This is a genomic window from Azospirillum palustre, assembly GCF_002573965.1.
Lineage (GTDB): Bacteria > Pseudomonadota > Alphaproteobacteria > Azospirillales > Azospirillaceae > Azospirillum > Azospirillum palustre.
On the sequence record NZ_PDKW01000043.1, the window covers coordinates 2648240 to 2668691 of the forward strand.

General features: G+C 68.5%; 20 protein-coding genes. 10 read left to right on the forward strand and 10 right to left on the reverse strand.

Features of this window, described 5'->3' with window-relative positions:
• Positions 1 to 142: 142 nt before the first annotated feature.
• The 3 genes from CRT60_RS34785 to CRT60_RS34795 are packed head-to-tail and all read left to right on the forward strand — an operon-like array spanning position 143 to position 3724.
• Positions 143 to 2194, forward strand: a complete 2052-nt coding sequence (locus CRT60_RS34785) for a thioredoxin domain-containing protein (protein ID WP_098740887.1) — start codon at positions 143 to 145, stop codon at positions 2192 to 2194.
• Positions 2195 to 2213: 19 nt separating this feature from the next.
• Entirely contained in the window at positions 2214 to 2711 is a 498-nt protein-coding gene (locus tag CRT60_RS34790; protein ID WP_098740888.1) for a methylated-DNA--[protein]-cysteine S-methyltransferase, read from the forward strand.
• A 38-nt stretch (positions 2712 to 2749) separates the two neighbouring features.
• Positions 2750 to 3724 carry a quinone oxidoreductase family protein gene (locus tag CRT60_RS34795; protein ID WP_098740889.1) on the forward strand — a complete coding sequence of 325 codons (975 nt, stop codon included), beginning with the start codon at positions 2750 to 2752 and terminating at the stop codon, positions 3722 to 3724.
• A 151-nt stretch (positions 3725 to 3875) separates the two neighbouring features.
• Here the strand turns inward: CRT60_RS34795 and dnaQ are convergent, their stop codons facing one another.
• The 5 genes from dnaQ to CRT60_RS34820 are packed head-to-tail and all read right to left on the reverse strand — an operon-like array spanning position 3876 to position 7541.
• A complete protein-coding gene (dnaQ, locus tag CRT60_RS34800) occupies positions 3876 to 4559 on the reverse strand; it encodes a DNA polymerase III subunit epsilon (RefSeq protein WP_098740890.1) in 684 nt (227 codons plus the stop codon).
• Entirely contained in the window at positions 4552 to 5211 is a 660-nt protein-coding gene (gene coaE, locus CRT60_RS34805; RefSeq protein WP_098740891.1) for a dephospho-CoA kinase, read from the reverse strand. Before coaE ends, dnaQ begins: the two co-directional genes overlap by 8 nt.
• A 10-nt stretch (positions 5212 to 5221) precedes the next feature.
• Positions 5222 to 6103 carry a shikimate dehydrogenase gene (locus tag CRT60_RS34810; RefSeq protein ID WP_098740892.1) on the reverse strand — a complete coding sequence of 294 codons (882 nt, stop codon included), beginning with the start codon at positions 6101 to 6103 and terminating at the stop codon, positions 5222 to 5224.
• On the reverse strand, positions 6100 to 6705 hold the full coding sequence (locus tag CRT60_RS34815; RefSeq protein ID WP_098740893.1) for a Maf family protein: 606 nt from the start codon (positions 6703 to 6705) through the stop codon (positions 6100 to 6102). The genes CRT60_RS34810 and CRT60_RS34815 overlap by 4 nt, the downstream gene beginning before the upstream one ends.
• A complete protein-coding gene (locus CRT60_RS34820; protein ID WP_098740894.1) occupies positions 6702 to 7541 on the reverse strand; it encodes a pyruvate, water dikinase regulatory protein in 840 nt (279 codons plus the stop codon). The genes CRT60_RS34815 and CRT60_RS34820 overlap by 4 nt, the downstream gene beginning before the upstream one ends.
• 513 nt (positions 7542 to 8054) lie before the next feature.
• Here CRT60_RS34820 and hemE point away from each other — a divergent pair.
• The 4 genes from hemE (at position 8055) to rho (ending at position 12400) form a co-directional block, all read left to right on the forward strand.
• On the forward strand, positions 8055 to 9080 hold the full coding sequence (gene hemE / locus CRT60_RS34825) for a uroporphyrinogen decarboxylase (protein WP_098741189.1): 1026 nt from the start codon (positions 8055 to 8057) through the stop codon (positions 9078 to 9080).
• Between the two features lie 93 nt (positions 9081 to 9173).
• Complete coding sequence (gene hemH, locus CRT60_RS34830) at positions 9174 to 10292, forward strand: ferrochelatase (protein ID WP_098740895.1); 1119 nt, start codon at positions 9174 to 9176, stop codon at positions 10290 to 10292.
• Positions 10293 to 10319: 27 nt separating this feature from the next.
• Positions 10320 to 10748 (forward strand): protoporphyrinogen oxidase HemJ, encoded by a 429-nt coding sequence (gene hemJ / locus CRT60_RS34835; RefSeq protein ID WP_098740896.1) that lies wholly within the window; start codon positions 10320 to 10322, stop codon positions 10746 to 10748.
• A gap of 395 nt (positions 10749 to 11143) precedes the next feature.
• Complete coding sequence (gene rho, locus CRT60_RS34840) at positions 11144 to 12400, forward strand: transcription termination factor Rho (protein ID WP_098740897.1); 1257 nt, start codon at positions 11144 to 11146, stop codon at positions 12398 to 12400.
• A 140-nt stretch (positions 12401 to 12540) separates the two neighbouring features.
• Here the strand turns inward: rho and secB are convergent, their stop codons facing one another.
• Together secB and CRT60_RS34850 are read right to left on the reverse strand one after the other, a co-directional pair.
• Complete coding sequence (gene secB, locus CRT60_RS34845) at positions 12541 to 13029, reverse strand: protein-export chaperone SecB (protein WP_098740898.1); 489 nt, start codon at positions 13027 to 13029, stop codon at positions 12541 to 12543.
• A gap of 200 nt (positions 13030 to 13229) precedes the next feature.
• Complete coding sequence (locus CRT60_RS34850) at positions 13230 to 13889, reverse strand: FxsA family protein (RefSeq protein ID WP_098740899.1); 660 nt, start codon at positions 13887 to 13889, stop codon at positions 13230 to 13232.
• Between the two features lie 221 nt (positions 13890 to 14110).
• Here CRT60_RS34850 and CRT60_RS34855 point away from each other — a divergent pair, with 221 nt between their 5' ends.
• Positions 14111 to 14806, forward strand: a complete 696-nt coding sequence (locus tag CRT60_RS34855; RefSeq protein WP_098741190.1) for a Tim44/TimA family putative adaptor protein — start codon at positions 14111 to 14113, stop codon at positions 14804 to 14806.
• A gap of 16 nt (positions 14807 to 14822) precedes the next feature.
• Positions 14823 to 16025 (forward strand): murein transglycosylase A, encoded by a 1203-nt coding sequence (mltA, locus tag CRT60_RS34860; RefSeq protein WP_098740900.1) that lies wholly within the window; start codon positions 14823 to 14825, stop codon positions 16023 to 16025.
• Between the two features lie 72 nt (positions 16026 to 16097).
• On the opposite strand, the gene hslU is transcribed toward mltA, so the two are convergent.
• From hslU to CRT60_RS34875, 3 genes are all read right to left on the reverse strand, one after another.
• A complete protein-coding gene (gene hslU / locus CRT60_RS34865; protein WP_098740901.1) occupies positions 16098 to 17444 on the reverse strand; it encodes an ATP-dependent protease ATPase subunit HslU in 1347 nt (448 codons plus the stop codon).
• Positions 17445 to 17449: 5 nt separating this feature from the next.
• Positions 17450 to 18013 carry an ATP-dependent protease subunit HslV gene (gene hslV / locus CRT60_RS34870; protein WP_098740902.1) on the reverse strand — a complete coding sequence of 188 codons (564 nt, stop codon included), beginning with the start codon at positions 18011 to 18013 and terminating at the stop codon, positions 17450 to 17452.
• Positions 18014 to 18131: 118 nt separating this feature from the next.
• Complete coding sequence (locus tag CRT60_RS34875) at positions 18132 to 19649, reverse strand: S1C family serine protease (RefSeq protein ID WP_098740903.1); 1518 nt, start codon at positions 19647 to 19649, stop codon at positions 18132 to 18134.
• Between the two features lie 135 nt (positions 19650 to 19784).
• Here CRT60_RS34875 and hisB point away from each other — a divergent pair, with 135 nt between their 5' ends.
• Positions 19785 to 20408: an imidazoleglycerol-phosphate dehydratase HisB gene (gene hisB / locus CRT60_RS34880; RefSeq protein WP_044550958.1), complete on the forward strand. Its 624-nt coding sequence runs from the start codon at positions 19785 to 19787 to the stop codon at positions 20406 to 20408.
• Positions 20409 to 20452: the final 44 nt, after the last annotated feature.

Below are 20452 nucleotides of genomic sequence, written 5' to 3' on the forward strand. Positions count from 1 at the left end.
CTGTCCAGCCATTGGCCCTTGTTGATTTTGGGGTTGAGCGCCGCGGCGGCTCATGCCCCACTATACAGATAGGATGCCCTGGCGCAACGCCACCCCGGCGCCACTTATTGTCCAACGACACACCAACAGATCGGACACCGCCATGCCCGCCACTCCGTTGGGCGCGAACCTGCTAGGCCGGGAGACCAGCCCCTATCTGCTGCAGCACAAGGACAACCCGGTGCACTGGATGCCCTGGGGTCCGGAGGCCTTCGCCCGTGCCAAGGCGGAGAACAAGCCGGTGCTGCTGTCGGTCGGCTATGCCGCCTGCCACTGGTGCCACGTGATGGCGCATGAAAGCTTCGAGAATCCCGAGATCGCCGGGCTGATGAACGAGCTGTTCATCAACATCAAGGTCGACCGGGAAGAGCGGCCGGACCTCGACACCATCTACCAGTCGGCCCTGGCGCTGCTGGGGCAGCAGGGCGGCTGGCCGCTGACCATGTTCCTGACGCCGGATGCCCAGCCCTTCTGGGGCGGCACCTATTTCCCGCCGGCTGCGCGCTATGGCCGCGCCGGCTTCCCCGACGTGCTGCGCGGCATCGCCGACACCTATGCCAACGAGCAGGACAAGGTCGTCAAGAATGTCGACGCGCTGACATCGGCGCTCGCCGGGATGGGGGAGAACCGGTCGGCCGGGGCGGTCGATGCCGCGGTGCTGGATCAGGTGGCGCAACGGCTGCTGCGGGAGGTCGATCCGATCCATGGCGGCATCGGCAGCGCGCCGAAATTCCCGCAGGTGCCGCTGTTCGAACTGCTGTGGCGGGCCTGGCAGCGCACCGGGCGCGAACCCTTCCGCGAGGCGGTGACCCACACGCTGGCCAACATGGCGCAGGGCGGCATCTACGACCATCTCGGCGGCGGCTTCGCCCGCTATTCGGTCGATGAACGCTGGCTGGTGCCGCATTTCGAGAAGATGCTCTACGACAATGCCGAACTGCTCGATTTGATGACGCTGGTCTGGCAGGAGACGCGCGACCCGCTGCTGGAGACCCGCATCCGCGAGACGGTGGGCTGGCTGCTGCGCGAGATGATCGCCGACGGCGGCGGCTTCGCCGCGACGCTGGACGCCGACAGCGAGGGCGAGGAGGGACTCTTCTATATATGGCAGGAGCATGAGGTCGACCGGCTGCTCGGTCCCGCCCTCGGCGACAACGGGTTGGCGACGTTTAAACGCGTTTACGAGGTGCTGCCCCAGGGCAATTGGGAAGGCGTCACCATCCTGAACCGGCTGGGCGGCCTGACGCTGGCCGATGACGCCACCGAGGCGATGCTCGCCAAGGGCCGCGACATCCTGCTGCGGGCACGGGCCAAGCGGGTGCGGCCGGGCTGGGACGACAAGGTGCTGGCCGACTGGAACGGCCTGATGATCGCCGCCTTGACCCATGCCGCCCTGGCGCTCGACGAGCCGGAATGGCTGGACGCCGCCGGCCGTGCCTTCGCCTTCGTCCGCGACCGCATGGACACGGACGGGCGGCTCTGCCACAGCTGGCGGCACGGGCAGGGCAAGCACACCGGCATGCTGGACGACTATGCCCACATGGCGCGCGCCGCCCTGGCGCTGCATGAGGCGACCGGGGATCCGGCCGCCCTCGACCGGGCCAGGCTCTGGGTGGCGACGCTCGACGCCCATTTCTGGGACGGCGCCAACGGCGGCTATTTCTTCACCGCCGACGATGCCGAGGGGCTGATCGTCCGCACCAAGAGCCCTCACGACAACGCCACCCCCAGCGGCAACGGCACCATGCTGGCGGTGCTGACCACGCTCTACCAGCGCACCGGCGAGGATGCCTATCGCGAGCGGGCGGAGGCGCTCGCCGCCGCCTTCTCCGGCGAGCTGACGCGCAACTTCTTCCCGCTGCCGACCTTCCTCAACGCGGTGGAGCTGATGACGGCGCCGGTGCAGATCGTCATCGTCGGTCCGCCCAAAACTGCGGAGACGGAGGCGCTGCGGCGGACGGTGCTGGACCGCTCGCTGCCCAACCGCATCCTGACCGTGCTGGCCCCGGAGGCGCATCTACCCGCCGGTCACCCGGCACAGGGCAAGGGGATGCGCGACGGGATCGCCACCGCCTATGTCTGCCGCGGCATGACCTGTTCGGCCCCGGTGACGGCGCCGACGGATCTGGCCACCCTGCTGGCAACCAAAAACTGACCCAACGCGGGAGGACCCCATGGCGCGCCTTTCCATCGACAGCCCGCTGGGGCCCCTGATGCTGACCGGGGACGGATCCGCCCTGACCGCGGTCGGCTGGGGCCGCTTCGACCGGGACGAGCCGGACGCCGTTCTGGCCGAGACGGCGCGCCAGCTGGACGCCTATTTCACCGGACGGCTCCAGCGCTTCGACCTGCCGTTGAAGCCGGCGGGCACCGCCTTCCGGCGAAGCGTCTGGGAGGCGATGCTGGCGATCCCCTATGGCGGCACCGCCACCTATGGCGGGATGGCGACGATGCTCGGCAGCGGGCCGCGCGCGGTCGGCGGTGCCTGCGGCGCCAACCCGATCCCCATCGTCATCCCCTGCCACCGGGTGCTGGCCAGCGGCGGCGCGCCCGGCGGCTATTCGGGCCATGGCGGGCTCGACACCAAGGCGTGGCTGCTGGCGCTGGAGCGCCGGCATGCCGGTGTCGGCCAGGGCAACGGCGCGGCGGCGGAGCAGTTCGCGCTGCTCTGAAACGCCTGAGAACTCAAAAGAAGGGAGACCAAACCACCATGGTTCACGCGATCCGCATCCACGAGCACGGCGGGCCGGAGGTTCTGCGCTGGGACGAGATCGAGGTGGGAGAGCCCGGTCCGGGACAGGTGCGCATCCGCCAGACCGCGGTCGGGCTGAACTACATCGACACCTATCACCGCTCCGGCGCCTACAAGCTGCCGGATCTGCCGGCGGTGATCGGCATGGCAGGGACCGGCGTGGTGGAGGCGCTGGGTCCGGACGTCACCACGCTGAAAATCGGCGACCGCGTCGGCTACGCCATGTCCATCGGCGCCTATGCCGAGAGCCGGCTGATCGCCGCCGACCGGCTGGTGCCGCTGCCGGGCTGGCTCGACGAGCAGGCGACCGCCGCCACGCTGCTGCAGGGGCTGACCGCGCAGTATCTGCTGCGCAGCACCTATGCGGTCCAGCCCGGCGACACCATCCTGGTGCAGGCCGCCGCCGGCGGGGTGGGGCTGCTGCTGTGCTCCTGGGCGCGGCATCTCGGCGCCACGGTGATCGGCACCGTCGGGTCGGAGGAGAAGGCCGAACTGGCGAAGGCTCATGGCTGCCACCACACCATCGACTACACCCGCGAGGATTTCGTCGTCCGGGTGAAGGAGCTGACGAACGGGCAGGGCGTGCCGGTCGTCTATGACGGCGTTGGCAGGACGACCTTCCTCAAGGGGCTGGACTGCCTGCGGCCGCGCGGTCTGATGGTTCTGTTCGGCGCCGCGTCGGGCGCGCCGGAGCCACTGGATCTCGGGCTGCTGGCGGCGAAGGGGTCGCTCTACGTGACGCGGCCGACGCTGGCGACCTACACCGCCAAGCGGGAGGATCTGATGGCCTCGGCCGCCGATCTGTTCGACGCGGTGAAGAATGGCGGGGTGACGTTCACGGTGAACCAGCGCTTCGCGCTGAAGGACACCGCCGACGCGCACCGGGCGCTGGAATCACGGGCGACCACGGGGTCGACGGTGCTGGTGCCTTAGAGTGTGATCGGTTCAAGCGGAATCGCTTGAAGCGTGAATCACACGGAAAACCAAAAGGTTAGAGTCTGTCTGGTGCTTCAATAAGCATCAGACAGACTCTAAGGGCTGGGACCGGGGGGCAGAGAGCCGGAGACCCGGCTGCGGCCCTCCCTCACTCCACCGCCCACAGCGGGTTCTTCATCTTTTTCAGCATCTCCGCATGCGCCGCGGCCTCGTCTTCGCTGACGGCGAAGACGCGGGCTTCGCGGAAGGGACGGTCGATGCGGACCGGACTGGCGACGCCGCCCTTCGATGCCGGACCGCCGGCGAAGGACAGGCCGGTCTGCCGGCCGCCCAGCAGCTCCAGATAAACTTCGGCCAGCAGCTGGGCGTCGAGCAGCGCGCCGTGCAGGGTGCGGTTGGAGTTGTCGACACCGAAGCGCTTGCACAGCGCATCCAGGGTGGCGGGCGAGCCGGGGAACTTCTGCCGGGCCATCAGCAGGGTGTCGACGGCGCGATTCTTCGGCATCACCGGATAGCCGGCGATCTTCAGCTCCCAGTTCAGGAAGTGCATGTCGAAGGCGGCGTTGTGGATCACCAGCGGCGCGTCGCCGATGAAAGCGACGAAGTCGGCGGCGACGTCGTTGAACAGCGGCTTGTCGGCCAGGAACTCCGTGCTCAGCCCATGGACGGCGAAGGCCTCCGGCGGCATGTCGCGCTCGGGGTTCAGATAGACGTGGAAGCGCTCGCCGGTGGCGAGGTGGTTGACCAGCTCGATGCAGCCGATCTCGACCAGCCGGTGACCCTCCTCCGGCTTGAAGCCCGTGGTTTCGGTGTCGAGAACGATTTCACGCATGATGGATTTGCCCTGGTTGATAGCCGCGCGGCGGCCAGTGCCTTCCGGTCCGCCGCACCGTCCGATGCTGCCTGATCTGGCGCACAATGCCCTGAAGTGCGCGCCGCGTCACCAGCCGACCGGCCCCCGTCGGCACGACATAGTCGGCACGCTGCCGCTTTTCCATATCCGGCATCTGGCGGGCGAGGATGCCGGCGAACTTCTCCGCCGTCATGCCCGGCCGGGCCAGCACGCGGGCGCGCTGGACGGCGAAGGGGGCCGAGACGACGATGGTGGCATCGACCCGCCGCTCGCCCTTGGTCTCGAACAGCAGCGGGATGTCCAGCACGGCGATCCCGGCACCGCGACGGGCGGCACGGGCGAGGAAGTCGCGCTGTGCCGCCTGGACCATCGGATGCAGGATCGCCTCCAGCCGCTTCAGCGCGTCAGGATCGCGGAACACCGCGGCCCCCAGCGCCGGCCGGCTGACCGCCCCATCGACCACCACGCCGGGGAAGGCAGCGTCGATCGCGGGCACCGCCCGGCCGCCGCGGCCGAGCAGCCCATGCACCACCGCGTCGGAATCGCAGACAGGAGCGCCCATCGCCTGCAACATGCGCGCGGCGGTGCTCTTGCCCATGCCGATGGAACCGGTCAGGCCCAGCACGATCATCGCCCGTGCCTCAACCTTCGAGGACGAAGCGGGTCAACTCGGGCGTCACCTGCGGCTCGACGCCGAACCAGGCCTTGAAGCCGGGACGCGCCTGATGCAGCAGCATGCCGATGCCGCCGGCCACCGGGTTGCCGCGCGCCCTGGCCTCGGCCAGCAGCGGGGTCTCCAGCGGCACATAGACGATGTCGTTGACCACCGCCGAGGCGGGCAGGGCGCGCAGGCACAGGTCCAGCGCCGGCTGCCCGGCCATGCCCTGGGTCGTGGTGTTGACCAGCAGGGACGCGCCGTCGAGCGCGGTTTCACGTGAAACCCAATCGACCACCGTCACGCCGCGGTTGAGACCGGCCGCACCCAGATCCGCCGCCAGCTCCTCGGCACGGGCGCGGGTGCGGTTGACCAGACGGACCTCCGGCGCACCGGCGTCGAGCAGGGCGACCACCACGGCGCGAGCGGCCCCGCCGGCACCGATCACCACCGCCGGGCCGCGCTCCGCCGTCCAGTCCGGCTGCTCGGCACGCAGATTCTCGATGAAGCCGAAGCCGTCGGTGTTACCGCCTTCCAGCGCGCCATCCTCCGCTACCACGATGGTGTTGACCGCTCCCATCCGCCGCGCCGTCCCGTCCAGCCGGTCGACGGTGCGGAAGGCGATCTCCTTCAACGGGACGGTGACGTTGCAGCCGCGGAATCCCAAAGCGGGCAGGGCGCGGATCGCCTGTTCGGCACGCTCCGGCGCCACCGCCAGCGGCACATAGGCGCCGTCGATTCCGTACTGCCTCAGCCAGAATCCATGCAGCCGGGGCGAGCGCGAATGGCCGATGGGCCAGCCCATCACCCCGGCGATCCTGGCTTTTCCACTGATTGATTGGCCGTTGCCCGAAGAACCCGCCGTCATTCCCTGCCCACTCCATGCACGCGCAGAAAGCCGAGCAGCGGCAGAAGCGGCAGCCCGAGGATGGTGAAGAAGTCGCCCTCGACCCGGTGGAACAGCTGCGCCCCCAGCCCTTCCAGCTGATAGGCGCCGACCGAGTGCAGCACGTCGTCGCCGACGCGATCGAGGTAATCGTCGAGGAAGGCTTCGCTGAAGTTGCGCATGGTCAGGCGGGCGCTGTCGGTCTTGTGCCACATCCGCTCGCCGTCGCGCACCACCACGGCGCAGCTGACCAGTTGGTGGGTCTGGCCGCGCAGGTCGAGCAGCTGGGCGCGTGCCGCAGCGCGGTCGGCCGGCTTGTCGAACCAGCGCCCCTCGCAGTCCAGCATCTGGTCAGCGCCGACCACCAGCGCGCCCGGATGGCGGCGGGTGATGCGCTGGGCCTTCAATTCGGCCAGGGCCTCGGCGACGGCGTCGGCGGGAACGCCCTCGGCCCGGCCGGCGGCCTTCACCTCGTCCTCGTCGACCAGCGGCCTGTCGAGGATGGCGGGCACGCCGGCCTGTTCCAGCATCGCCGCCCGCGTACGCGAGCCGGATGCCAGGACGAGCTTCGGAGCCACGCTCACGTCTTCTTCCCTTCCGGGCTGAAATTGGCGCTCTGGCGGCGGGCGAGCAGCATCATGATCTCGGCCGCGGTCTCTTCGATGGAGCGGCGCGACACGTCGATCACCGGCCAGCCGCGCCGGCTGAACAGGCGCCGCGCCTCCTGAACCTCGGACCGCACAAGCTCGGGATCGGCATAACTCGACCCCTCCCCCTGGTTCAGCAGCTTCAGCCGGTTGCGGCGGATCTGCACCAGCCGGTCGGGATCCTTGGTCAGCCCGACGATCAGCGGCCGGGTCAGCAGGTCGACCTCCGCCGGCAGCGGGCTGCCCGGCACCAGCGGGATGTTGGCCGCCTTGATTCCGCGGTTGGCCAGATAGATGCAGGTCGGCGTCTTGGAACTGCGCGACACGCCGATCAGCACCACGTCGGCCTCGTGCAGGTCCCAGTTCGACTGGCCGTCGTCATGGGACAGGGCAAAATCGACGGCGTCGATGCGGCTGAAATATTCGGCGTCGAGGACGTGCTGGCGGCCGGGCTGGCGCTGCGATTCCACGCCCAGGAAGGCGGCGAGCGCGTTGATCAGCGGGTCGAGCACGGGGATGCAGGGCACCTGCATCTCACGGCAGAAATCCTGGAGCCGGCGGCGCAGCGTCTCGTCGACCAGCGTGAACATCACCAGCCCGTGATTGTCCCGGATTCCCTCCAGCACGAGGTCGAGCTGGCGGTCGGTCCGCACCAGATTCCAGAAATGTTCGATCGGCCGCACGTCGTCGAACTGGATGACGCAGGCGCGCGCCACGCTGTTGATCGTCTCGCCCGTCGCATCGGATACGAGATGTAGGTGGAACTCTTTCATCCGTCCCCAACATTCTGTGGAGAATCCGGCCCAGATTGTGGACAACCGGATTCACCGTCGTTTCGTCCCGGCTGGGGGACTCTTCCTCCCCGATACGGCCAAGCGCGGAACAACTCCGCCGACCGCTTCGGAAGCTGGGAAGATCCGGTCCCGTCCGCCCGGTTATCCACGGGACTCCCGCTCGTCCAGCTATAGCATTTCCGCCGTTTCCGGCGGTAGTGCTCCGAATCGTCCACAGATCCGCACACATGCCCGGACAAGCCCCCGGATCTGTGGACAGATTCTCCGGAATCGGGGATCACCGTTATCCACAGCCATCCACCTCATCCTCTTCCTTTCTCCCTTTAAAAAATATAGTGAAGAAGAGGGGATAAACCCGTCCCGGATTCTGGCGCGGAATCGGCGCCGGAATCGCACGGGGCTTTTCGGATTCGCATGTCAGGGGAACGCACCGTCTTGTCCGCCACCAGCTCCGACGTCCAGAATCGGGCTTCCAAGCCTACCCTGAAGCCGATGCTCGCCGCCCTGGCGGGAGAGGTGCGGCCGCGCCCGCCCTTCTGGCTGATGCGTCAGGCCGGACGCTATCTGCCGGAGTATCGCGAACTGCGGGCCAAGGCCGGCAGCTTCCTCGACCTCTGCTACAATCCCGACTTCGCGGTCGAGGTCACCTTGCAGCCGCTGCGCCGCTACGGCATGGACGCGGCCATCCTGTTCTCCGACATCCTGGTGGTGCCGCATGCCCTGGGGCAGCCGCTGGCCTATCTTGAGGGGGAGGGGCCGAAGCTGGATCCGGTCCGCACCGTCGAGGATTTGAAGCGCCTGTCGCGCGACCGCTTCCACGAGACGCTGGCGCCGGTCTACGAGACGGTGCGCCGGCTCTCCACTGCGATCCCCGCCGAGACGACGCTGATCGGCTTTGCCGGGGCTCCCTGGACCATCGCCTGCTACATGGTCGAAGGGGCGGGCTCCAAGGAGTACGCCCACGTCAAGCGCTGGGCCTACGGCGATCCGGTCGGCTTCGGCCAGCTGATCGACCTGATCGTCGAGGTGACCGCCGATTATCTCTGCCGCCAGATCGAGGCCGGGGCCGAGACGGTGCAGCTGTTCGACAGCTGGGCCGGCGTGCTGCCGGTCGCCGAGTTCCGCCGCTGGGTGATCGAGCCGACGCGGCAGATCGTCGCATTGGTCAAGGCGAAGCACCCGAACACGCCGGTTATCGGCTTCCCGCGCGGCGCCGGCCACGCCTATGAGGAGTATGTCGCCGGGTCCGGCGTGGACGCCGTCGGGCTCGACACCACCGTTCCGCCGGTGTGGGCGGCGCAGACCCTCCAGACCCGGCTGCCGGTGCAGGGAAACCTCGATCCGATCATGCTGGCGGCCGGCGGCAAGGCGCTGGAGACGGCGACCCACGACATCCTGGCGGCGTTGGCCGGTGGGCCCTTCGTTTTCAACCTGGGGCATGGCGTCATCCAGTCGACCCCGCCGGCCCATGTGGAGGCGCTGACGCGCATCCTGCGGGACTGGCCGGGGCAGGGCTGAACGCCTGATCGGACGGACCGGCCCCAAGGGGCTGAAAAAGCGACGGCGGGGGTCTGGACAGAGTGGCGGCGACGCTCCAGTTTAGCGGGCACCATGAGCCAGCCATTCTCCCAGCCCTCCGCCCCGACCGACGCAGCCGGCAGCCCGACTTCCGGGGCCCAGCCGCGCCGCGTTGCCGTCGTGCTGTTCAACCTCGGCGGTCCGGATGCGCCGGAGGCGGTGCGGCCCTTCCTGTTCAACCTGTTCGCCGATCCGGCCATCATCCGGCTGCCGAATCCCTTCCGCTTCCTGATCGCCAGCCTGATCAGCGGGCGGCGGGCGAAGCCGGCGACGGCGATCTACGCCCAGATCGGCGGCAAGTCGCCGCTGCTGGAGAACACGGAAGCCCAGGCGGCGGCGCTGGAAGGGGTGCTGGGGGCGGATCCGGCTGTTGCCGGTGCCGAGACCAAGGTCTTCATCGCCATGCGCTACTGGCACCCGATGAGCGCCGAGACGGCAGCCCGGGTGAAGGCCTACGACCCGGATCTGGTCGTGCTGCTGCCGCTCTACCCGCAATTCTCCACCACCACCACGGCGTCGAGCGCCAAGGCTTGGGCCGAGGCGGCGCGCACCGTCGGGCTGACGGCACCGACGAAGCTGCTGTGCTGCTACCCGACCCAGGCCGGTTTCATCGACGGTGCTGCGGACCTGATCCGCCCGCTCTACGAGGCCGCCAAGGCCCATGGCAAGCCGCGCGTCCTGTTCTCCGCCCATGGGCTGCCGAAGAAGGTGGTGGCTGGGGGCGACCCCTATCAGTGGCAGTGCGAGCGGACGGCCGAATCCATCGCCGCGGCGCTGGGCATCGACGATCTCGACTGGATCAACTGCTACCAGAGCCGCGTCGGCCCGATGGAGTGGATCGGTCCCAGCACCGACGCCGAGATCCGCCGCGCCGGCCAGGACGGCGTGCCGATCCTGGTGGTGCCGATGGCCTTCGTGTCGGAGCATTCCGAGACGCTGGTGGAGATCGAGATCGAATACCGCCACCTCGCCAAGGAGGCTGGGGTGCCGCACTTCACCCGCGTGCCGACGGTCGGGGTGCATCCCGGCTTCATCGACGGGCTGGCCCGGCTGGTGCGGCAGACGGTCGCGGGCAAGGCGGCGATCTGCTCGCAGAAGGGCGGCCGGATCTGCCCGTCCAACTTCTCCGGCTGCCCGCAGGCGCGGGGCTGAGCCGCAACGAAAAAGGGGACACGCCCGGTGCTGTACGAATGGATCAAGGCGCTGCACGTCATCAGCATCATCGCCTGGATGGCGGGGCTGCTCTATCTGCCGCGCCTGTTCGTCTACCACTGCCAGGTGCAGGCCGGATCCGAGGCGTCGGAGACCTTCAAGGTGATGGAACGCCGCCTGCTGCGCGCCATCATGAATCCGGCGATGATCGCGGCCTACGTGTTCGGCATCGCCATGATCGTGCTGACGCCGGAATGGATGAAGCAGGGCTGGCTGCATGCCAAGCTGCTGTTCGTCCTGCTGCTGACCGCCAGCCACATGATGATGGCCCGCTGGCGCCGGGACTTCGCAGAGGACCGCAACACGCGGCCGCAGCGCTTCTTCCGCATCGCCAACGAGGTGCCGACGCTGCTGATGATCGGCATCGTCATCTTCGTCATCGTGAAGCCCTTCTGACCGGCCCCTTACGAACCAGGGGGCAGGTGAATCGCCGGTCTTCCATCTCCCGGAAAAAGCGGAATCCGCGACCTTTGCCGGTTTCGCTTTCGTTTGACTTGCGTCCGCCGATCCGATAACCATGTCAGGACCACGGGGTTTTCGCCCCGCGGCCTCCCACGCCCACATCTGCCGATCCGACGCTCTGATCTTGAGCCGGGCCTGGTGGCCGGCGAATCGCTCCCGTGCGGCCATTTTCCGGACGCCCTGGCGCGCCTTCGCCGAAGCGCCACCCGCTGCCCACCCGACGCGACCGCGTTGCGGCGTCCGCCGCCCCCAGCCGCCGTCGGCCGGACCCTCCGGCACTCCCCACCTCCAAGGCCATTCCCCCGCATGACGATTTCACAGGCAATCCGATGCATCTCCAAGAGCTGAAGTGCAAAAGCCCCGCCGAACTGCTGGCGTTCGCGGAGGAGCTGCAGATCGAGAACGCGAGCACGCTGCGCAAGCAGGACATGATGTTCGCGATCCTGAAGCAGCTGGCCGAAAACGACATTCCGATCTTCGGCGACGGCGTGTTGGAGGTGCTGCAGGACGGATTCGGTTTCCTGCGTTCGCCCGAAGCCAATTATCTGCCGGGTCCCGACGATATTTACGTCAGTCCCAGCCAGGTGCGCCGCTTCGGCCTGCGCACCGGCGACACGGTGGAAGGGCAGATCCGCTCGCCCAAGGACGGTGAGCGCTATTTCGCCCTGCTGAAGGTCAACACCATCAATTTCGACGCGCCCGACAAGGTCCGTCACCGCATCAACTTCGACAACCTGACGCCGCTCTATCCGGAAGAACGCATCCGGATGGAGGTCGAGGACCCCACCAAGAAGAACCTCACCGGCCGCATCGTCGACCTGGTGGCGCCGCTCGGCAAGGGGCAGCGCGGGCTGATCGTGGCGCCGCCGCGCACCGGCAAGACGGTGATGCTGCAGAACATCGCCCACTCGATCGCCACCAACCACCCCGAAGCCTATCTGATCGTCCTCTTGATCGACGAGCGTCCGGAAGAAGTGACGGACATGGCCCGTTCGGTCCGCGGCGAGGTCATCAGCTCCACCTTCGACGAACCGGCGACCCGCCACGTCCAGGTCGCGGAAATGGTGATCGAGAAGGCCAAGCGCCTGGTCGAGCACAAGCGCGACGTGGTCATCCTGCTGGACAGCATCACCCGCCTGGCCCGCGCCTACAACACCGTCGTGCCGTCATCGGGCAAGGTGCTGACCGGCGGCGTCGACGCCAACGCCCTGCAACGGCCCAAGCGCTTCTTCGGCGCCGCCCGCAATATCGAAGAGGGCGGGTCGCTGACCATCATCGCCACCGCGCTGATCGACACCGGCAGCCGCATGGACGAGGTGATCTTCGAAGAGTTCAAGGGCACCGGCAACTCGGAAATCGTGCTGGACCGCAAGCTCTCCGACAAGCGCACCTTCCCGGCCATCGACATCTCCAAGTCGGGCACCCGCAAGGAGGAGCTGCTGGTCGACAAGGGCACCATGTCGAAGATGTGGATCCTGCGCCGCATCCTGATGCCGATGGGCGTGACCGACGCGGTGGACTTCCTGGTCGACAAGCTGAAGCACACCAAGTCGAACAACGAGTTCTTCGAAAGCATGAACCAGTAAGGTCGGGCCGGATCCGCCCTCTCCTCTGCGGAGGGGGTGGCCTGCCGTCGCGGCACAGGAAAAAGGGCGGGGACCTTCCGGTCACCCGCCCTTTTCCTTTTCAGCTCAACTCGATCTCTTCGGCCGATCCCCGACCGGGATCAGAAGGGCGGCTGCTGCGGCTGTTCGGCCTGCTGGGCCGACTGGCGATGGTACAGCTCGGCGAAGTCGATCGGGTTGATCATCAGCGGCGGGAAGCCGCCTTCGCGGGTCGCGCTGGAGACGATGGCGCGGGCGAACGGGAAGATCATCCGGGCGCCTTCGATCATCAGGACCGGGCGGTGATGCTCTTCCGGCAGGCCGGGGAACTGGAACAGCGCGCCATAGGCCAGCTCGACCAGGAAGGCGACGGACTCGCCCTGGCGGGCTTCGCACCGCAGGTTCAGCGTCAGCTCGTAAATGTCGTCGCCGACCTTCTGGCCCTGGACGTCGACGCCGATGTTGACCTGCGGCTGCGGCTGGTTCGGCAGCAGGCTCTGCGGGGCGTTGGGGTTCTCGAACGAGAGGTCCTTCACATACTGCGCGAGGACATGCATCGGCAGCGAAGACGTCTGCTGCTGCTCGGCGCCGTTGCTCATCTGATCGGACATAACGGACTCCTAATCGCCGGCCCGCTTTCCATCCCCGATCCCGGTATGGACGGGGGGGCAGGGGTCGCAGGCCGACCCGGATGTGAGGTGACAGGGTTTGGTTCGCGACGGTTGTGCCTTCGCCCAACGGGCTGGCTATCATGGATCGGCCGTCCTGCCAACGGAAACCGCCGACCGGAAACCGGCCCCTCGCCGGCGGCTCAGCGCCGCTCGTCCGGACGCTGCTTGCCCCATTGGGAATCGGTCAGGCGCGGCGCGTCGCGATCCTCGCCGCTCCTGTCCTCAGGGGTGACGTCGCGGAAATCGCCGTCGATCACGCCGGGCACGCCGGGAGTGGGGCGGAAGGGATCGTCGCCGCGGCGCGGACCGCCGGTGCCGAATTCGGCACTGCCGAAATCCCTGTTGCCAAATCCCTGGTCGCCGCCGGGCGCGCCGCCGAAGCCGGTTCCGAAGCCGCCCCCAAGACCGCCGCCAAGACCGCCCCGGTTCGTGGTGGTGAAGACCGGCATGCCGGCGCCGATCCGGCTGAACAGCCAGCGGCCGATGCCACGGCGCAGCGGCCGGATCAGCAGCAGGATGCCCAGGATGTCGGTCAGAAAGCCGGGGATGATCAGCAGGACGCCGGCCAGCACGGCGCAGAAGCCGTCGAGCACGGTGCCGATGGGCGCCTCGCCGCGCGCCGCCGCCGCCTGGGCCTTGCTCAGCGAGGCCAGCCCCTGGTGACGGACGATCAGCATACCCACCACCGCCGACAGGGCCAGCAGCCCGATGGTCGGCCCGGCGCCGATCCAATCGCCGACCTGGATGAATCCGACGATCTCCAGGATCGGCAGAAGAAGGATCAACAACAGGGGATTCATGGTGTCCTTGCTCTTCGGGCTCGCTGCCCCTATCTAGGTTTGGATAGGTCGACCGGTCGAAAGACCACCGGCCTCATCCAATTGGCGGTTCAATCGGCAATTACTGGCGGGCAAGCAACACGTAATGCCGACCGGCCGCAAGGTCCAGAGGCGGGCCGGATCCGCCGGCGATTTCGCCGCAGCACAATGCTCACGACAAATCGTATTGGAAGGAACAGATGATGGGAGACGGGTTCGTGTTCATCGAGATCGTGATCTTCGCGATGATCGCGGCCTTCCTCGTCTATCGGCTGCGTAGCGTCCTCGGCCGCCGGACGGGGGAGGAGCGGCAGCGTTCCAACCCCTTTACCTCCGCTCCGGGGGCTGCGAAGCCGGACAATGTGGTGCCCCTGCCGGAGCGCAACCGGACGCGACCCGATGTCGCACCGGGTGGCGACGTCGTGCTGTCGGACGAGCCGCTGTCGCTGGCCGCGTCCATCGACCAGATCCGCGCCGCCGATCCCACCTTCGACGAGAAGCATTTCCTGGAAGGCTCCAAGGCAGCCTTCGCCATGATCGTCGATGCCTTCGCCCGTGGCGACACCGCGACGCTGCGCCCGCTGCTGGCCGACGATGTCTATGACAGCTTCGCCCAGGTCATCCGCGACCGTCAGGCCGCCGGCGAGCAGCACGAGGCCCGCATCGAGCAGGTCCGCGAGGCCGAGGTGGTGGAGGCGAAGCTGGATGCCGGCCGCACCGCCCGCGTCACCGTGCGTCTGGTCTCCGATCAGGTGAATGTGGTGCGCGACCGCAACGGCGCCGTCGTCGATGGCGATCCCAAGGCGCTGGTGGAGAACACCGACGTCTGGACCTTCGCCCGCAACCTCCGCTCCCGCGATCCGAACTGGGCGCTGGTCGAGGTTCGTCCGGTCCAGTGAGGAACGACCGCCTGCAATGACACATCGTCACCGTACCGGTTTCAGCGCCATCGCCCTCTTCGGGGCGGTGGCGTTGCTGTTTTCGGCCTGCGCTCCCAGGGAAGAGGCCAAGCCGCCGCCCGACGCCCTGACCCTGGCGCCGCTGTCCTTCGCCGACCTGACCGGCTGGCGCAGCGACCCGGTGGCACAGGCGGTGCCGGCGCTCGCCCGCTCCTGCGCCCGCTTCAAAAGCCTGCCGGCCGACCGGACGGTCGGGCCGAACGGGGTGGCCGGGACCGTCGCCGACTGGCAGGGCCCCTGCGCCCGTCTGGCGGATCTGCCGCCCGGCGACGATGCCGCCGCCCGCGCCTTCTTCGAGGCGAGTTTCACCCCCTACGCCGCCGGCAACAACGGCAGCCGCGAGGGCCTGTTCACCGGCTATTACGAAGCCGAGCTGGAGGGCAGCCTGCGCCCGGATCCGGCCTACCCGGTGCCGCTCTATCGCCGGCCGCCCGATCTGGTGATGGTCGATCTCGGCGACTTCTCCGACCGCTGGAAGGGGGAGCGCACCGCCGGCCGCGTCATCGACGGCAAGCTGAAGCCCTACGAGGACCGCGCCGCCATCGTCGCCGGATCGTTGAAGGGCAGGGGGCTGGAGCTGGTGTGGGTGAAGGACCCGATCGGAGCCTTCTTCCTGCAAATCCAGGGCTCGGGCCGGATCCGGATGGCCGATGGAAGCGAGACGCGGATCGGCTATGCCGCCCAGAACGGCCACAAATACGTCGCCATCGGCAAGGAGCTGATCGACCGCGGTGCCTTGAAGCGCGAGGAGGTCTCGTTGCAGACCATCCGCGCCTGGCTGCTGGCGCATCCCGATCAGGCGGCGGCGGTGATGAACGTCAACCCGTCCTACGTCTTCTTCCAGGCGCTGACCGGCGACGGCCCGAACGGCGCCCAGGGCGTGGCGCTGACGCCCGGCCGCAGTCTGGCGGTCGACTCCAAGTTCATGCCCTATGGCGTTCCGGTGTGGCTGGATGCCGAGGACCCGGTCGATGGCGGACAGCGGCTGCAACGGCTGCTGGTCGCCCAGGACACCGGCGGGGCGATCCGCGGACCGGTGCGCGGCGACGTCTTCTGGGGCCATGGCGCGGAGGCGGAGCACCGGGCCGGACTGATGAAGAGCCGCGGGAGCTATGTGCTGCTGCTGCCGAAAAGCGTGAAGGTGGCGGCCGCAGGATAAGCGGGCAGGGCAGGCGCCTGGCAATGTTTCACGTGAAGCAAAGGGGCGCCCGCACGAGCGCCCCCCATGCCGTCACAGGATGAACTTCGACAGGTCCGCGTTCTTCGCCAGCCCGCCGACCCGTTCCCGCACCAGGGCGGCGTCGATGGTGACCGTCTCGCCGGCACGGTCGCTGGCGGCGAAGCTGATCTCCTCCAGCAGCCGCTCCAGCACCGTGTGCAGGCGGCGCGCGCCGATATTCTCCACCGAGCCGTTGATCTCCGCCGCCAGCCGGGCCAGCTCGTCGATGCTGTCGTCGGTGAAGACCAGATCGACCTCCTCCGTCTTCATCAGTGCCTTGTACTGGCGGATCAGGCTGGCTTCCGGCTCGGTCAGGATGCGCTTGAAGTCGTCCTGGCTCAGCGCCTTCAGTTCGACGCGGATCGGCAGGCGGCCTTGCAGCTCCGGCAGCAGGTCCGACGGCTTGGCGACGTGGAAGGCGCCCGACGCGATGAACAGGACATGGTCGGTCTTCACCGGGCCATGCTTGGTCGACACCGTGGTGCCCTCGATCAGCGGCAGCAGGTCGCGCTGGACGCCTTCGCGGCTGACGTCGGCGCCGCGGGCGTCGGAGCGGGCGGAGATCTTGTCGATCTCGTCGAGGAAGACGATGCCGTTCTGCTCGACCGCGCGGATCGCCTCGGCCACCACCTTTTCCTGGTCCACCAGCTTGTCCGACTCCTCGGCCATCAGCACGGTGTGGCTCTCGGCCACCGACATGCGGCGGGTCTTGGTGCGGCCGCCCATCATCTTGCCGAACATGTCGTTCAGGTTCAGCATGCCCATCTGGCCGCCCGGCACGCCGGGAATGTCGAAGGTCGGCATGCCGGCCGGCGCCCCGGTGTCGGCGACCTGGATTTCGATCTCCTTGTCGTTCAGCGTGCCCTCGCGCAGCATCTTGCGGAACTTGGCGCGCGTCTCGGCACTGGCGCTGTCGCCGCACAGCGCGTCGAGCACCCGCTCCTCCGCCCGCAGTTCGGCCTTGGCGGCGACCTCCTTGCGCAGCCGCTCGCGGGTCAGGCCGATGGCGGCCTCGACCAGATCGCGGACGATCTGCTCGACATCGCGGCCGACATAGCCGACCTCGGTGAACTTGGTGGCTTCGACCTTGAGGAAGGGAGCCTGGGCCAGCCGGGCGAGGCGGCGGGCGATCTCGGTCTTGCCGACGCCGGTCGGGCCGATCATCAGGATGTTCTTCGGCAACACCTCTTCCCGCAGCCCCTCGGGCAGCTGCTGCCGGCGCCAGCGGTTGCGCAACGCGATGGCGACCGCGCGCTTGGCCTCGTTCTGGCCGACGATGTAGCGGTCGAGTTCGGAGACGATCTCGCGCGGGCTGAAGGCGGCGGTGTCGGCGGAAACGGAAGCGGATTGAGTCGTCATGGCGCTCACAGCTTTTCCAGGGTGACGTTTTCGTTGGTGTAGACGCAGATGCCGGCGGCGATCTTCATCGCCTTGCGCGCCACGGCCTCCGCATCCATCCCGTCGATGTCGATCAGCGCACGCGCCGCCGACAGGGCGTAGGAACCGCCGGAGCCGATGCCGATCAGCCCGTCCTCCGGTTCCAGCACGTCGCCGTTGCCGGTCAGCACGAGGCTGACGCTCTTGTCGGCCACCGCCATCATCGCCTCCAGGCGGCGCAGATAGCGGTCGGTGCGCCAGTCCTTGGCCATCTCGACGCAGGCGCGGGTCAGCTGGCCGGGATACTGCTCCAGCTTGCCTTCCAGCCGTTCGAACAGGGTCATCGCGTCGGCGGTTGCGCCGGCGAAACCCGCCATCACCGTGCCGCCGGCCAGCCAGCGGACCTTGCGCGCGTTGGCCTTCATCACCGTCGGGCCGACCGAGACCTGCCCGTCGCCGGCGATCACCACCTGACCGTTCTTGCGCACCGACAGGATCGTGGTGCCGTGCCACTGGATGGGATCGTGAGGATTGGACGCTGGATAGGTCATGCGGGAACCACGCTGGAGAATGGGAAATTGTCCCGCCGCCCCGGATCCGGGGCGCCGTCGCAGGCGCATGGACCTTGCAAGTCGTGGCGGCGCAAGTCGTGGCGGCAGGACATCCGGTCTATGTGGGAGGGGCGCTGTCCCCGTCAAGCATATCGGCCTTTGGCTCGTCTTCATCCCATAGAGACTCGACCGGGCCGTTCCGGCGCGTTTTGCTCGGTTTGGCCGGAGCGGCGGACGGCATGGGACCGGCCGGATCCGCCCCCAGCCGGTCGAGCAGCGGACCGAGCGCCAGGAACTCGACCAGACCGGCCGGGGTGGAGATGGAACGGCCGGCGGAGGGCGCGATCCCGACCAGTGCGCCGCTGCCGTCGAGCAGCGGATCGCCCGCCTCGGTCACCGCGGTGAGCAGGGCGGCCGAGCCCAGATCCGCCTGGATCACTGCGGCGGCATCCCCGTCCTCGGCCGGCAGCCCGCCGACGATGCCGGCGACCTCGCGTCCCCGTCCGCCGGGGATCGCCCGCACCGGCTCGCTGACGCGCAGGGCCGCGGTGCGGACGGGCAGGGTGGGCAGCCGGGCCGGCACCCGCACCAGGGCGAAGCCGCTGGCCGGGTCGCGCCCGACCACCCAGCCGGTCAGCTCCACCCCGCGGGCGGGCCGGACGGTGACGGTGGGGTCGGATCCGGGCAGCGGTGCCAGCAGCACCGCCTGCACCTCGCCGGCCGCATCAGTCTCGCCGATCACCAGCCCATGCGACCCGCCGACCGGCAGTCTCGCCGCCGCGGGCCGGCCGGATCCGGCCCCGGTCCGCAGCAGCAGGCGGCCTGGACGGTACGCCGCGGACCCCGCAGCCAGGGCAGGGAGTGCGGCGTCCGGCGTCAGCGGAGTGGGGCCGGATCCGGCCGGCGCCGCCACGGGAAACAGGGCCGGCAGTGCCGCCGAGGGTGGCTGAGACTGAGACCGGGTCAGGGCGCCGCCCGACAGCAGGCCGCGGAAGCCGCCGTCGGCGGCGAGCGCCTCGACCGCGGCGGCGAAGGCCTCCTCGACCAGCAGGGTGTCGCCTTGCGGCACGCCGCTCTCCTGGGCGACCGCGCCGGTGGTGACCAGGCGGTGAACCAGCCCGCCGCCGCGCGCGTCGTAGACCGTCCATTCCACCTTGACGCTGCCGGTGCCGGAACTGCCCTTGCTGCTGCCGGTCAGCCAGTTGGTGCGGTGGCACAGCTCCAGCTGCACGTCGCGCAGGTCGCCCTGCACGGTGAAACGGGCGCGGCTGCGGTTGCCGTCGGGGTTGTCGGGACCGCCGGGCCGGCCGACCACGTCGAAGCCGGCGGCGGTCATCGCCTCGGCGAAGCGCTCGTCGAAGGTGGAGCCGCGCCGCATGTTGACGCCGCTGGTCCAATAGACGTCGTCATAGGGCGGGGCGCAGTCGATGCCCCAGACATAGCGGCCGATCTGCATCCCGCGCCGCATCGACCCGATGGTGAGTTCGCCGAAGCGGAAGGGCGCCGTGGTCCCGGCGGCCACCGGCGGCGCCGTCCTGGCGGCCGGCGGGGGCGGGGACGGGCCGGCGCAACCGGCCGGCGGCAGGCCGAGAAGGAGGATCAGGACTGCGGCGAAAAAGCGCGGATGGTCGGTCATAAGCGGATATGCACGCAAGAAGTGTAAACAACTCTATCCTGCACACGTCCGTAGGACAATCGTCGGAATGGACAGGCCGCGCATCAATCGTGCCGGATGCTGGCGTGCAGGGATGCTTCCTGCTACAAAACCGCCATGGACCAGACCCCCATCAATGGCGGCCGCCGCGCCTCGATCGAGCGGAACACCACGGAGACCCGGATCCGGGTCGCGCTGAACCTTGACGGCACCGGCGTCTACGACGTCAAGACGGGGGTCGGCTTCCTCGACCATATGCTGGAACAGCTGTCGCGCCACAGCCTGATGGACCTGACGGTCCTGGCCGACGGCGACCTGCACATCGACTACCACCACACCACCGAGGACACCGGCATCGCCATCGGCATGGCGGTGGCGAAGGCGCTGGGCGACCGCAAGGGCATCCAGCGTTACGGCCATTCCTATGTCCCGATGGACGAGACGCTGACGCGGGTGGCGCTGGACTTCTCCAACCGGCCCTACCTGATCTGGAAGGTGAACTTCACCCGCGACAAGATCGGCGATTTCGACACCGAGCTGTTCCGCGAGTGGTTCCAGGCCTTCGCCATGGCCGCCGGCGTGACGCTGCACGTCGAGAACCTGTATGGCGAGAACAACCACCACATCGTGGAAAGCTGCTACAAGGCGCTTGCCCGCGCGCTGCGCGCCGGGGTGGAGATCGACCCGCGCAAGCGCGATGCGGTGCCCTCCACCAAGGGCACGCTCGGCGGATCGCTCTGACGGCGGGGACTGCGGTCCAGTCCTCCCCCTCCGCTGTCCTATCG

What these genes read in the sequence shown, in the direction of transcription:
- CRT60_RS34785 (WP_098740887.1), top strand. Translation starts at nt 143, where the DNA reads ATGCCCGCCACTCCGTTGGGCGCGAACCTGCTAGGCCGGGAGACCAGC.
- CRT60_RS34790 (WP_098740888.1), top strand. Translation starts at nt 2,214, where the DNA reads ATGGCGCGCCTTTCCATCGACAGCCCGCTGGGGCCCCTGATGCTGACC.
- CRT60_RS34795 (WP_098740889.1), top strand. Translation starts at nt 2,750, where the DNA reads ATGGTTCACGCGATCCGCATCCACGAGCACGGCGGGCCGGAGGTTCTG.
- dnaQ (WP_098740890.1), bottom strand. Translation starts at nt 4,559, where the DNA reads ATGCGTGAAATCGTTCTCGACACCGAAACCACGGGCTTCAAGCCGGAG.
- coaE (WP_098740891.1), bottom strand. Translation starts at nt 5,211, where the DNA reads ATGATCGTGCTGGGCCTGACCGGTTCCATCGGCATGGGCAAGAGCACC.
- CRT60_RS34810 (WP_098740892.1), bottom strand. Translation starts at nt 6,103, where the DNA reads ATGACGGCGGGTTCTTCGGGCAACGGCCAATCAATCAGTGGAAAAGCC.
- CRT60_RS34820 (WP_098740894.1), bottom strand. Translation starts at nt 7,541, where the DNA reads ATGAAAGAGTTCCACCTACATCTCGTATCCGATGCGACGGGCGAGACG.
- hemE (WP_098741189.1), top strand. Translation starts at nt 8,055, where the DNA reads ATGCTCGCCGCCCTGGCGGGAGAGGTGCGGCCGCGCCCGCCCTTCTGG.
- hemH (WP_098740895.1), top strand. Translation starts at nt 9,174, where the DNA reads ATGAGCCAGCCATTCTCCCAGCCCTCCGCCCCGACCGACGCAGCCGGC.
- rho (WP_098740897.1), top strand. Translation starts at nt 11,144, where the DNA reads ATGCATCTCCAAGAGCTGAAGTGCAAAAGCCCCGCCGAACTGCTGGCG.
- secB (WP_098740898.1), bottom strand. Translation starts at nt 13,029, where the DNA reads ATGTCCGATCAGATGAGCAACGGCGCCGAGCAGCAGCAGACGTCTTCG.
- CRT60_RS34850 (WP_098740899.1), bottom strand. Translation starts at nt 13,889, where the DNA reads ATGAATCCCCTGTTGTTGATCCTTCTTCTGCCGATCCTGGAGATCGTC.
- CRT60_RS34855 (WP_098741190.1), top strand. Translation starts at nt 14,111, where the DNA reads ATGGGAGACGGGTTCGTGTTCATCGAGATCGTGATCTTCGCGATGATC.
- mltA (WP_098740900.1), top strand. Translation starts at nt 14,823, where the DNA reads ATGACACATCGTCACCGTACCGGTTTCAGCGCCATCGCCCTCTTCGGG.
- hslU (WP_098740901.1), bottom strand. Translation starts at nt 17,444, where the DNA reads ATGACGACTCAATCCGCTTCCGTTTCCGCCGACACCGCCGCCTTCAGC.
- hslV (WP_098740902.1), bottom strand. Translation starts at nt 18,013, where the DNA reads ATGACCTATCCAGCGTCCAATCCTCACGATCCCATCCAGTGGCACGGC.
- CRT60_RS34875 (WP_098740903.1), bottom strand. Translation starts at nt 19,649, where the DNA reads ATGACCGACCATCCGCGCTTTTTCGCCGCAGTCCTGATCCTCCTTCTC.
- hisB (WP_044550958.1), top strand. Translation starts at nt 19,785, where the DNA reads ATGGACCAGACCCCCATCAATGGCGGCCGCCGCGCCTCGATCGAGCGG.